Annotated in this window: 7 protein-coding genes and 1 tRNA gene; 3 read left to right on the forward strand and 5 right to left on the reverse strand. The window is 37.3% G+C overall.

The features are described from left to right. Positions 1-16 precede the first annotated feature (16 nt). Entirely contained in the window at positions 17-730 is a 714-nt protein-coding gene (locus M1F05_RS06950) for a hypothetical protein (RefSeq protein WP_206086739.1), read from the reverse strand. A 186-nt stretch (positions 731-916) separates the two neighbouring features. Then, positions 917-1,225, reverse strand: a complete 309-nt coding sequence (locus tag M1F05_RS06955) for a DUF5339 domain-containing protein (protein WP_102139566.1) — start codon at positions 1,223-1,225, stop codon at positions 917-919. A 1,024-nt stretch (positions 1,226-2,249) separates the two neighbouring features. Here M1F05_RS06955 and fliZ point away from each other — a divergent pair. After that, a complete protein-coding gene (fliZ, locus tag M1F05_RS06960; RefSeq protein ID WP_206086740.1) occupies positions 2,250-2,765 on the forward strand; it encodes a flagella biosynthesis regulatory protein FliZ in 516 nt (171 codons plus the stop codon). Positions 2,766-2,972: 207 nt separating this feature from the next. Here the strand turns inward: fliZ and putA are convergent, their stop codons facing one another. Beyond that, positions 2,973-6,956, reverse strand: coding sequence for a trifunctional transcriptional regulator/proline dehydrogenase/L-glutamate gamma-semialdehyde dehydrogenase (gene putA, locus M1F05_RS06965; protein ID WP_318825999.1), 3,984 nt, complete (start codon positions 6,954-6,956; stop codon positions 2,973-2,975). Between the two features lie 498 nt (positions 6,957-7,454). Between putA and putP the strand changes: the two genes are divergently transcribed. After that, positions 7,455-8,939: a sodium/proline symporter PutP gene (putP, locus tag M1F05_RS06970; protein ID WP_206086741.1), complete on the forward strand. Its 1,485-nt coding sequence runs from the start codon at positions 7,455-7,457 to the stop codon at positions 8,937-8,939. A gap of 91 nt (positions 8,940-9,030) precedes the next feature. Here putP and cycA read toward each other — a convergent pair whose 3' ends face one another. Next, positions 9,031-10,431, reverse strand: a complete 1,401-nt coding sequence (gene cycA / locus M1F05_RS06975; RefSeq protein ID WP_206086742.1) for a D-serine/D-alanine/glycine transporter — start codon at positions 10,429-10,431, stop codon at positions 9,031-9,033. Between the two features lie 255 nt (positions 10,432-10,686). Here cycA and M1F05_RS06980 point away from each other — a divergent pair. After that, a tRNA-Lys gene (locus tag M1F05_RS06980) sits at positions 10,687-10,762 on the forward strand. A gap of 437 nt (positions 10,763-11,199) precedes the next feature. Here the strand turns inward: M1F05_RS06980 and M1F05_RS06985 are convergent. Continuing rightward, complete coding sequence (locus M1F05_RS06985) at positions 11,200-11,640, reverse strand: hypothetical protein (protein WP_206083828.1); 441 nt, start codon at positions 11,638-11,640, stop codon at positions 11,200-11,202. Between the last annotated feature and the right edge of the window lie 1,246 nt (positions 11,641-12,886).

Below are 12,886 nucleotides of genomic sequence, written 5' to 3' on the forward strand. Positions count from 1 at the left end.
GGTTCTCCTTTTTGCATTATACCGCTGTTCCTTCTGTTCTTAAGATGTAGTAATCAATTTTTTTGCAATGATATTTGGATAGTTTATTTTCTAATATATGGCGTGTGCTTTGTGCTGCGCTTTCTCTAATTTTACTAAAATCAATATCAGGGTAAAGATTCTTGCAGGCAATGTCATTGAGCTGTTCTACAACATATTTTGTTGTTGCCTTGCTATCAGCATTTACACTACTCAAGTCGATGCTTTTTGGATTCAGTTTTAAATACTGGGTTGCTTCTTTTACTTTTGGATCATTTTGAAGAAGTTGCTTAGTAAAAGGTTGTGCTGCATCGATTTGTATATCTGACTCTTGGAGGTCACAATCGCTTTGGGCATTTTTAAAAATGGTTAATCTATCTTTTGAATTTATAACAGCTTGATTTTTTTTGGCGTTAGCCAGAAAGGTGGCTTGGACTTGATCAATCACACTATTGATCATACTGGATATTTGAAGTGTTTTTTCTGCAGCTTCAAAAGTTTTATAGTCAGTTCCCGATGAAATACTAACTTTAAGATTATTGAGTAGATTATGTGTGTCTAACTCGATATGTTTATGATTAAAACTGAGTTCAATACATGCAGTATTGGTGTTTTTAATATTTTTGATTAAGTGGTGAAATTTACTGCATGTTTTTATGAATCTACTGAGTGAAAAGGTTTTTTTAACGACAGTGCTGACATATAAGCTCATTATATAATCCTTAGTTTTTTCGTTTTTTAATTCTATAAGCTAGAGGAGATATGAGCTTGCAAAAACCTATGGGTAAGGCGAATGAGTCTTTAAGTATGTTTTTATATGGTCTTTTTTTTGCATAAAAAAGAGCCACAAATGGGCCCTTTCTTGGAAAATTGCAGTACTCTGAAATAATCTAAGCGATTACAGACCTAAAGCCGTTTTCATTTGTTTCATTGCATCAATACCTTGTTGGCAAGCTTTATCTTGCTGATCTTTAGGTAATGCGGCAACTTGTTTTTTACCTTCTTCCAGTTGACCTTTCATCGCATCTAACTGAGCTTTTGCTTGTGGGTTTTCTGAAGCTTTAGCAATTAAGCTATCAACTTCAGCGAAGTAAGCATTACAAGTTTCAGTTGCACCAGCAACTTCACCTTTTTTCTCTTCTTCTGAACAAGCAGTGATTGTCAGTGCCAATAAACCCATACCACAAGCTAAAATTAACTTTTTCATAATCAACCTTATTAAAATTATTTATTTATATAGCAAATGAAGTATATAAGAGAAGTTTTTAATATCAAATGTAACTAATCCTAAAATAATATCTTAATTAGTAATTATAAAAATAACTATGTTAGTGAATAATATTGCAATATGAGGCATGGGTAGTTGGATTATATATTATTTATGGGGAACTCATTAAAAATCACAGTATTAACCGCTGTTTAAAAGGGTACATTCATTATTAGTGTAATACTCCCTCGATTAAGATAAAACTAAAAGGGTAAAGATTGGCATTAAGTTGAAATGGGTAATTTCTGTAAAGTTATTTCTCATTAGAAAATAAGCCCCTGAAAGTGTGATATAGAACGAAATAAAGTCAATTAAAACCCATATAACACTTTTAATGCTATTTATAACATTTTTGTATATAGGGTTGAGTGTTTAAAAATAGTTATAAAATGTAATGAAAAGTTTACGGAAATTGAATAACGCTAAACTATGAGATATTTTAAGCATTAATATCTGTACATTTAAGATGCAATAATAGATGAAAAAGGTGAGCAGCTTCACATATTTATCAATTAAATCTTTGAATAGCTATAATATTGATTTTTAAATCAAATTTTCTTTGTACGAAGATAGGATAATCAGGTAAAGTCTGAGCCTTTGGTCTGTCTAATGAATAATTGCCTTTATAAGGTTCGTTAACGCTATGTGTATAGAGTTAACAAAATTTAAGTTAATTAGGTTGACGCTAAATCAAATTCGTACCAAAATTGACTCACCTTGGAAATTCGCCAAAGAGCGATAGACGGGGTAAAATATTTTTCATAAAGGGCAATAATTTTTCTTACATTACATTCTTAGGAGGATCATTCTCCTAAAGAAAAAGTGAGAAAATAATATACGGGTTTACCCGTATTTAAATGCAACATAGCAGACATTCTATTAATGCTATGGGCATAACAAGTATGTAACTCGGTTTATCTTGTTACAATTTTATTTTTAGACTTACACACAGGGCTTTACCATTATGTCTGCTTCTATTGTAAAGAAACGGCCTCTGAGTCGTTACATCAAAGATTTTAAACACAGCCAAACTCATTGTGCACATTGCCACAAAACTCTTGATCGTATCTCTTTGGTTTTCAACGATGACATCTTAAATAAAGAAGCTATCGCTGATATGACCGAATTGGTTGATGAAGGAACTTGGGGAGAGCTGCAAGGTAAATTTACTGCACTTTGTCGTTTTTGTAGTGAGATTTACTGCAATAGCAATACTGATTATTTTGATATTATGTCATTTAAACAGTATTTATTCTTACAGACTGAGATGAGCCACAGTACCGTTCGTGAGTATGTTGTTCGCTTACGCCGCTTAGATGAGTTGTTATCTTCTTCTAATTTTTCAATGAAAGAATTTACTGCAAGTAAAGTTCAAGAACAATTAAGCGAAAAAATGACAGACTCAGCATTTAGTAATTACAATATTGCATTACGTAAATATGAACAATATTTATTCTGGGAATCAGAAAAAGTGCAGTAATAAGAATAGAGTAGATAACCTACTTTGTGGTTAATCAATATCTATTCATTAATGAATTGGTGTCCTATGGGCACCTTTTGCGTTTTTAGCGGTTCAAAATAAATATCAAATCTGAATAGAATACGAAGATTAATTATATGAAAATCATTGAAAAGAAAAATGAAGAGGCCTGACTTCAATTATTCATGAAATCAGGCCTTATTGTATTTAACCGATGGTCATCAAGCTTGCATTCCCTCCCGCTGCAGCGGTATTGACACTCAATGAACGTTCGTGAACAAGTCGTTCTATTAATAAGTTCGTATCGCCACGCTCAAAACCTTGAACAGAGATAATTGGCCCTTTACGTTCAGCGATAACTGCACAAACTTCTTTTAACTGATCGCTATCCCCATGGTAAATAACACCATCAATTGTCTCTTTAGAACCCTGCCATTGCTTGGTGATTGAGATGGTTTTTCGGACTTTCTCAGGAAGCAGTTTAAATAGTTTTTGGTGAGTTTCGCTATCAGGCCAAAGGGATTGGCAACCTGCCGCTAGAACCGCTGCAAGTTGAATTAAGCAGTCATTTTCATTGTCACTAATACATAAAACCAGGCCACGAGGACGTAATGTATAGGTATTTTTTTCACCCGTAGGGCCAGGTAAAAGTCGAGTAGTCCCTGCTTGAGTATAACGCGTAAATTGTTCGAGAACGGATTGATCAACAGGTGCCTGCTGTTTTTCTACCCATGCAGTAAAGGCATCGAAAGGTGCAAGTAATTCGGCCCGTGCACTAGCATCCATTGGTAAGTGTTCATCTTGACGTGCAAGCGTATTCGTCACCGCACTCTCTGGACGTTCACTTAATAAACGGTAGAGATATAACGGTCCGCCCGCTTTTGGTCCAGTACCTGATAACCCTTCGCCACCAAATGGTTGCACGCCGACCACTGCGCCAACCATATTTCGGTTGACATATAAGTTGCCAACTTTAGCTTTGCTGACGACTTGGTTGATGGTTTCATCAATACGGGTATGAACACCTAAAGTTAAGCCGTAACCCGCTGCATTGATTTGATCAACGAGCATATCAAGTTCATCACGTTTGAAACGAACCACATGAAGAACAGGGCCAAAAATTTCTCTTTTCAGCTCGCTAATGTTTTCCAACTCAATTAATGTTGGCTTAACATAAGTGCCTTCGTGTTGTTCTTTTGTATCATCGGAATGATCAAATGCCGCTTGGAAAATAGGTTTTCCTTTGCTACGCATTTGTTGAATATGTTGATCAATATTATCTTTCGCCTCACGGTCAATCACTGGGCCGATATCGGTGGAAAGGTGTTCTGGGTTCCCCATGCGACATTCTTCCATAGCGCCTTTCAACATACGTATGGTTCTATCGGCAACATCTTCTTGAACACAAAGTATACGTAATGCGGAGCAGCGTTGGCCTGCACTATCAAATGCAGAAGCAACCACATCTGTGACGACTTGCTCTGTTAATGCGGAGGAGTCGACAATCATGGCGTTTAATCCGCCAGTTTCTGCGATTAACGGGGTAGGGCGGCCTTGGGCATCTAAGCGACCAGCAATATTACGCTGTAATAACCCCGCGACTTCCGTTGAACCCGTAAACATGACGCCACGAACGCGTTTATCACCGACTAACTGGGCTCCGATAGTTTCTCCTTTACCAGGTAAAAATTGCAATACATCACGAGGAATACCCGCTTGGTGAAGAATTGAAACGGCGATGGCACCGACAAGTGGTGTTTGCTCTGCTGGCTTGGCTAGTACAGTATTGCCCGCAGCGAGTGCAGCAGCAATTTGCCCAGAGAAAATAGCAAGCGGGAAGTTCCAAGGGCTGATACATACCACAGGTCCTAATGGACGATGGGTATTATTATCAAAGTCATTTTTGACTTGTGTCGCATAATAATTCAAGAAATCTACCGCTTCACGGACTTCTGCGATGGCATTCGAATAGGTTTTGCCAGCTTCACGAACTAAGACATCGAGTAGCGGTTGCAACTGCTGTTCCATGAGATCGGCTGCGCGTAATAAAATAGCGGCACGTTCTGATGGTGGGGTTGCAAACCAAATTGTGCCTGCGTCATTGGCGATATTTAACGCATGATCGGCTTCTTGTTCTGTCGTTTCACGAACATGACCGACAATATCTTTATGGCACGCAGGGTTGAGGATTGCTTGAGCTTCTGGAAGCGTATCTTTTGTGGAGAACTCGCCACCCAATAAAGGCTCTGCTAGTTTAGGCTGGATAGCAGCGCTGAGTAGTGCGCTTGATAAAGAAGCTAAACGGTGCTCATTCGATAGGTCGAGGCCCATAGAGTTAACACGTTCATTCCCGTATAAATCACGTGGGAGAGCGATTTTAGGGTGGGGTAAACCGATTTGGCCTTCTGTTTTAGATAGCTCAAGTACATCTTTCACAGGATCTGCGACTAATTCATCTAACGGAATAGTTGCATCAGCAATGCGGTTAACAAATGAAGTATTTGCGCCATTTTCTAATAAGCGGCGAACTAAATAAGCTAATAACGTTTCATGGGTACCAACAGGGGCATAGATACGGCATGGGCGATTAAGTTTGCCATCTGCCACTTTCCCGACTACTTGCTCATACAGTGGTTCACCCATCCCATGCAAACATTGAAACTCATACTGGCCAGGGTAGTAATTTTTACCTGCAATTTGGTAGATAGCGGAGAGGGTATGTGCGTTATGCGTTGCGAATTGTGGGTAAATTAAATTTGGTACAGATAATAATTTGCGAGCACAAGCAATGTATGAAACATCGGTGTAAACCTTACGGGTATAGACTGGATAACCCTCTAAACCATCAATTTGTGCGCGTTTAATTTCGCTATCCCAATAAGCACCTTTAACTAGACGGATCATCAAACGACGTTGGCTGCGTTCTGCTAAATTGATAATGTAATCAATCACAAATGGACAGCGTTTTTGATAAGCTTGAATAACAAAGCCAATTCCATTCCAGCCTGCAAGTTGCGGCTCGAAACACAGTTTTTCGAGTAAATCTAATGAGATTTCTAAGCGATCAGCCTCTTCTGCATCAATATTAATCCCTACGTCATATTGATGTGCTTGTAATACAAGAGAAAGTAGGCGTGGGTATAGCTCATCCATAACGCGTGAATATTGTGCACGGCTATAGCGAGGGTGCAGGGCTGATAGTTTTATTGAAATACCTGGGCCTTCATAAATACCACGTCCATTTGACGCTTTACCGATAGCGTGGATCGCTTGTTGGTATGACACCATGTAATCTTGGGCGTCTTTTTCTGTTAACGCAGCTTCTCCTAACATATCATAGGAATAGCGAAAGCCTTTGTCTTCTAACTTACGTGCATTCGCTAAGGCTTGGGAGATGGTTTCGCCTGTAACAAATTGCTCGCCCATCAAACGCATCGCCATGTCTACGCCTTTACGTACTAGTGGCTCGCCACTTTTACTGATAATGCGGTTTAATGAGGTCGACAGTTTAGCTTCGTTGTGAGTTGAAACTAGCTTACCTGTAAATAATAAGCCCCACGTTGCAGCATTCACAAACATTGAGCTGCTTTGCCCTAGGTGAGATTGCCAATTTCCGTTACTGATTTTGTCACGAATTAATGCATCGCGAGTGGCTTTATCAGGGATGCGCAATAAGGCTTCGGCTAAACACATTAATGCTACACCTTCTTGGGACGAAAGTGAAAACTCTTGCAACAACCCTTGTACTAACCCGGAACGACCTACACCATTTTTTTGATTGCGTAATTTTTCTGCAATGGAGTAAGCCAGTTTATGCGCTGCCTCTGCCTGCTCAGTTGGCAGTTGTGCTTGTTGCAATAACATTGGTACAGCTTGCGTTTCTGGGATGCGATATGCGGAAGTAATTGAAGAGCGTTTTACTGATTGTGGTAAAATATGCTCTGCAAAATCTAAAAATGGCTGATAATTAGATTCTACTGTGGTGTCTTCTTCTCCTGTCTGATTTTCTTTTGCATCGATACCGGCGGATAACTCAGGAATGATTTGGTTATTGTCGAGTTGTTCTAGGTAATTATAAATAGCTTGCTTGATAAGCCAGTGTGATGTGCGATCCAGTCGTTGAGCGGCATTTTTAATGCGTTCACGAGTTGCTTCATCAAGTCTCACACCCATAGTTGTCGTGCTACTCATCTTAATTCCTCTAGTTGACAGGTCGTCATAATCGAAAAGTTACACAACATTATCTTAATGTTGCAACTTTGTGCAACATTGTTAAGTGAAATTTCTGAGGGAAATGTGAAACATGTCGGGTTTTTTGGTGATTAATCATATTAATGAAAGTTATGGTTATTTATTCTATATATTTTTCATATGGTTATAGCCATGCTGTTATTAAGGGAATAATTAATCAATTATTTTGAAATTTGGCTTAAAATTTTAACATTTGTGATATGGATTCTATTTATGGAATAAAAAATAGTTAATTTCTTGTTAATTTAATATGAGTCTGACTAGGATGGAGTCACTAAGATATTAAGTTAGTGCAACACAAACAATCACAACCTATTTGGTGTTCACGAAGATAAATTAAAGATGTGCAATAAAGTGCAACACCATGAAGTTACAAGTTATCAACGGCAATTCATATAAAGATAACTACACTACTAAGCTACTCAATGGAGAATATAGATGACTGTAAGCACTCCGATGATTGTCACGTTCATCGTATATATTACTGGCATGTTATTAATTGGCTATTTAGCCTATCGCTCAACAAAAAACTTTGATGATTATATTCTCGGAGGACGAAGTTTAGGCAGTGTGGTGACCGCATTATCAGCGGGTGCATCAGACATGAGCGGTTGGTTATTGATGGGGTTACCTGGCGCGATTTTTATCGCAGGTATTTCTGAAAGTTGGATTGCAATCGGGTTAACACTAGGGGCTTATTTTAACTGGTTATTCGTAGCAGGCCGCCTACGTTTGCAAACAGAAAAAAATAATAATGCCTTGACACTACCTGATTATTTTACCAGCCGTTTTGAGGACAATAGTAAAATCTTACGGATTATTTCTGCCATTGTTATCTTAGTTTTCTTCACCATTTATTGTGCATCAGGTGTTGTTGCAGGTGGATTATTGTTCGAAAGTACATTCCATATTAGCTACGAAAAAGCGATGTGGTTAGGGGCATTAGCCACTATTGCTTATACATTCTTAGGCGGCTTTTTAGCTGTGAGCTGGACAGATACAGTCCAAGCTTCGTTAATGATTTTTGCCCTGATCCTTACACCAGTTGTCGTTATTTTATCTATGGGTGGCATAGATACCTCTATCGAAGTGATAAAAGCGAAAAATCCTGAATACCTTGATATGTTCAAGGGAATGAATTTTATTGCAATTCTGTCTTTACTTGGCTGGGGTTTAGGCTATTTTGGGCAACCTCATATTTTAGCACGCTTTATGGCGGCAGATTCACACCAAACAATCCACTCCGCAAGGCGTATTAGCATGACGTGGATGGTGTTATGTTTAGGCGGTACTATTGCCGTTGGCTTCTTTGGTATCGGTTATTTCGAAATGAACCCGAGTGTTGCAGGGGCTGTAACGCAGAATAATGAACGTATTTTCATGGAATTAGCAGCAATATTATTTAATCCATGGGTAGCGGGAGTGTTACTTTCGGCAATTTTAGCCGCGGTAATGAGTACCTTAAGTTGCCAATTATTAGTGTGCGCAAGTGCATTGACCGAAGATCTCTACAAGCCATTTATTCGTAAAACAGCGAGCCAAAAAGAGTTAGTGTGGGTCGGGCGTTTTATGGTGCTGATAGTTGCGGCTATTGCTATTTATATTGCCCGTGATCCAAATAACAAAGTATTAGGGTTAGTGAGCAATGCATGGGCGGGGTTTGGCGCTGCGTTTGGTCCCGTTGTTTTGATGTCTGTGCTTTGGAAGCGTATGACACGCACAGGTGCTCTGGCGGGTATGTTGGTGGGCGCTATAACTGTATTAGTTTGGATGCAATACAAATGGTTTGCATTGTATGAAATTATTCCTGGTTTTATCTTTGCTACCATCGCGATTGTAGTGGTGAGTTTAATCACCAAAGCGCCAAGTGCAGAAGCACAAGAACGCTTCGAACAAGCGGAAGCGGAATATAAAGCAAAGTAATAGTTGTTATCTTGTGATTAAATGAACGATTAAGAAGGCCGAACTGTTAAATATGTTCGGCCTTTTTTATTGGTGGATAGCGAAATGGTGTTTAATGTGTTTTGCGACGTTTCACAATTTGATAGCCAATAAGCAGCACAATAAACCAGATAGGTGTCGCGATTAAGGCTTGCCTTGTATCGTGTTGGAATGCGAGTAAGACAATCATAAAAGCAAAAAATGCTAAGCTAACCCAAGACATAATAATCCCCGCAGGCATTTTATAATGGGAGGCTTTATGCATTTCTGGCCGCTTACGACGAAAGTTGAGGTAACTATATAAAATCATGCTCCAAATAAACATGAATAAGATGGCGGATACTGTAGTCACTAAGGTGAACGCATGCATGATATCAGGAATAAAATAGATAAGCACAATACCAAAACTGAGGCATATACAGGTGAAAATTAACCCTGTTGCAGGCACGGCTTTTTTCGATAACTGGCTAAATTTCTTCGGTGCATCACCTTCTTTAGACAAACCAAATAACATACGGCTGGTGGAAAATACTCCACTGTTTGCGGATGAAGCGGCTGACGTTAGCACCACAAAGTTAACGATGCTGGCCGCCGCAGGAAGACTGATTAACACAAACATTTCAACAAATGGGCTTTTATCCGCCAAAATTGTCCGCCAAGGTGTTACGGCCATAATCACAATAAGTGATAAAACATAGAAGGCAATGATACGAATTGGGATTGCATTGATGGCTTTTGGTAGCGATTTTTCAGGATCGCGCGTTTCAGCGGCTGCGGTACCGACTAATTCAATCCCAACAAATGCAAATATCGCAATTTGGAAGCCTGCAAAGAAACCACTTATTCCCATAGGGAACATTCCACCATCATTCCAAATGTTACTCAATGATGCAGTATGGCCTGTAGGCGATTGGAAATTCATCGCGATAAGCGTTCCGCCTACTGCAATTAAGGCAATAATGGCGACAATTTTTATCATCGCAAACCAAAACTCAAGCTCACCAAAAAGCTTAACGGACACTAAATTTAGTGTGAGTAAGGTGATGACACAAATAAATGAAGTCACCCATTCAGGAAAATCGGGTACCCAGAAACTGACATAGGAGGTAATGGCAATAATATCTGCGATGCCAGTGATCACCCAACAAAACCAATATGTCCAGCCGACGAAAAAACCTGCCCATGGTCCGATCAGGTCAGCAGAAAAGTCGCTGAAGGATTTATAGTTAAGGTTAGAGAGTAGAAGTTCACCCATTGCTCGCATAACAAAAAATAACACGAAGCCAATTATCATGTATACGAATATAATGGATGGCCCTGCAAGAGAGATGGTTTTCCCTGACCCCATGAATAGACCCGTTCCAATTGCGCCGCCAATTGCAATAAGTTGAATATGGCGGTTACTAAGGCTTCGTTTTAACTGATTACGATCAGCGGAGTGCTGAGCTGGGTTTGAAGTTGTATTTTCTTCCATACTGTAAAGTGTCCGTAGTAGTTTGTTATAATTGACCACAGTATTTTTTTATTTGTGTGGTTATGTTTGCGTGAAATATTGTGACATAAATCTCAATTAGAGTAAGGAAAACTTACTTTGTTGAAATCGAAGTGCTGCTTATTCAATCTATCATTATCGTTAATTTAACATTCAATACTAAAAATTAACTTACACAATAAAAATAGCAGAATAATATTGACTGTAGCAATTGATAGGCGTTAAATATTTTGCACTGGGTTGTTAGCTCAGTTGGCAGAGTAGGCGACTCTTAATCGCTCGGTCTGGGGTTCGAACCCCCAACAACCCACCAGAATTAAGCTGTATTATCAGTATAATAAGCCACTTTTAAACAGTGGCTTATTGCTTTTTATGGTGCAAAAAAGCCTATTTATTATTCCCTTCGAAACAATTTCCATTTTTTACTCAAATTCATCTTGGATAAGCTTTGAGCCAGTCTGATTTACCTGACTCTAAGTTGAATAATCAAAACACAAAGAGAGCCTTGATTATATGCAATGTATATCAAAGTGCTATTTGTTAAATAAATGTGTAACTAATAAATTAAAAGAAAATTGATTGAACAGTATTTTTCTGAAATGAATAAATATCGATAAAATGCAATGATCAAAAAAAATAAATAGCCTGTTAAAACAGCCAATAAGGTAATAAAAAAGATAAGTTAGCAAAATAACCCACCTAATCAAAAATAACCAGATTAATAATCTGTTGCAATACAGGAAAGTAATGCTATTCCTGTTGCGACCTTTTTTTCACGGTTACTTTAGCTTCGTAACCTAATAGGTATAAAGCCTGTTCTAGCATCTCAATTTTTGACGCGTAGTGAACATCGAGTAAGCGTTCTATTTGTTGCGCATTAATATTCATTTTTCTAGCTAAATCAACACGTAAAGTTTTAGTGTCTAACATTGCATTATGTAGCGCGACTTTGAGGCAGACTAAAATAGGCAAATACACTGGGAATGCATTTTCTGTATGTCCTTGTGGTAGTGGAATTGCTTTTCTTGACGTTATTAATTCAGATAATGTTGCCAGTAAAACCTCTTCGGCTTCCAATTCAACATCATCTTTGCAAAAAGTGACACCTTGAATACCTGGAAAATCATAAAAATTGATTTCAAATGCACCTTCTTCTTCAACAAATTCAACATTGGCAAAATAAGTAAACATACCTTTCCTTTTATAGTTGGTATTAAAAGCCGTTAGTATAAAGTAAATCTAAGAGAGCTTCAGTCAAACCTGTATGCAGAATAAGCGAGATTATAGGTGAGTAAGATGGCTTATTGAGCTCGATGATATCAAGATGTTCATTTTGTGATCTTGTAGGCGCAAATGTACCTATAACAACATAGTTTTATTTAGAAACTATTTGGAAATAAAGAAACTAAATGTGAACAAAGTCGCAATTCTTATAATCTTTTTACTCCAGTAGACATACTTCATTTTGTTGAATTTGTACTCGAAAAGCTAACTGAATTATTTTAACTAAAATCAACTCATTTCAGTTAGATGTGTTCATCGACTAAGCAAATTTACTTAAGTTAAATTAGCGTTAAGCTGGATTTGTTAAAATAAAAGTATATAGTAATCAAAAGTTATAATAACGTTATGTTATTATGTTATTAACGTGCCAATGTAAAACCCTAAACAAATTAAGTAAAAATACAAATTAAAATACAAGATGTCAGCACTGTTTTATTCTTATTTTGAATGAGATAAAGCGAATAGGAAAATTGATAAGAAACAGAATGTTCTCAATTGAAACTTTGATTTTTCGTGATGCGTTCTTGGGTTTGGTTACCTGTAGGTTGATCATTTTATTAAAAAAATTAATTTTTTAGTTATTTTAATAAAAAAAACAAAAATAAATTGATTGAAAGTGTTTAGTTAAAAAAATAATAACAAGAAAATTACTAAAAATATAAATCGGCCAATAATACATAACACATATATTTAAGCTAAATATTTGTTTCATTACTGACAGGCTTTATAAAGTTTATTAATTTTATTAATATTATCATATGAGCATATTATAACCATAGTTTAATGATTCTAATGTAACATATATATATGGAGATAATATGTATGACAAAATAATATCTTTTTTCTCTTTGAACTGGATTGAATAATTTTGAATAACGCCTATTGCCATCATTAAACTTATTGAAAATTAATGATTAAGTTTTATTCCCAAATAGCCGATAATGAGGAATACCTATATTAGATTTTTGAGTTTCTCAATACCAAAGATTGATTTGGATCAATATTTTGATTTTGATGTTGTGATTGGTTTTTTTTGCTTTCAAATCACACATAAAGAGTGAAGGCTTTGATTAAAATCCTGTCATTTGGCTTAGGGTGATCTAAAATGTTGCGGATATTTTAGATAGGGAAAGACAAGATAAAGAAATAATAA

Origin of the sequence: Providencia sp. PROV252 (assembly GCF_033676005.1) — a bacterium.
Taxonomy (GTDB): domain Bacteria; phylum Pseudomonadota; class Gammaproteobacteria; order Enterobacterales; family Enterobacteriaceae; genus Providencia; species Providencia vermicola.

Bases quoted from the DNA above. Each gene is read 5' to 3' on its own strand.
- cycA (WP_206086742.1), bottom strand. From the start codon at position 10,431: ATGGAAGAAAATACAACTTCAAACCCAGCTCAGCACTCCGCTGATCGT.
- M1F05_RS06985 (WP_206083828.1), bottom strand. From the start codon at position 11,640: ATGTTTACTTATTTTGCCAATGTTGAATTTGTTGAAGAAGAAGGTGCA.
- putA (WP_318825999.1), bottom strand. From the start codon at position 6,956: ATGAGTAGCACGACAACTATGGGTGTGAGACTTGATGAAGCAACTCGT.
- M1F05_RS06955 (WP_102139566.1), bottom strand. From the start codon at position 1,225: ATGAAAAAGTTAATTTTAGCTTGTGGTATGGGTTTATTGGCACTGACA.
- M1F05_RS06950 (WP_206086739.1), bottom strand. From the start codon at position 730: ATGAGCTTATATGTCAGCACTGTCGTTAAAAAAACCTTTTCACTCAGT.
- putP (WP_206086741.1), top strand. From the start codon at position 7,455: ATGACTGTAAGCACTCCGATGATTGTCACGTTCATCGTATATATTACT.
- fliZ (WP_206086740.1), top strand. From the start codon at position 2,250: ATGTCTGCTTCTATTGTAAAGAAACGGCCTCTGAGTCGTTACATCAAA.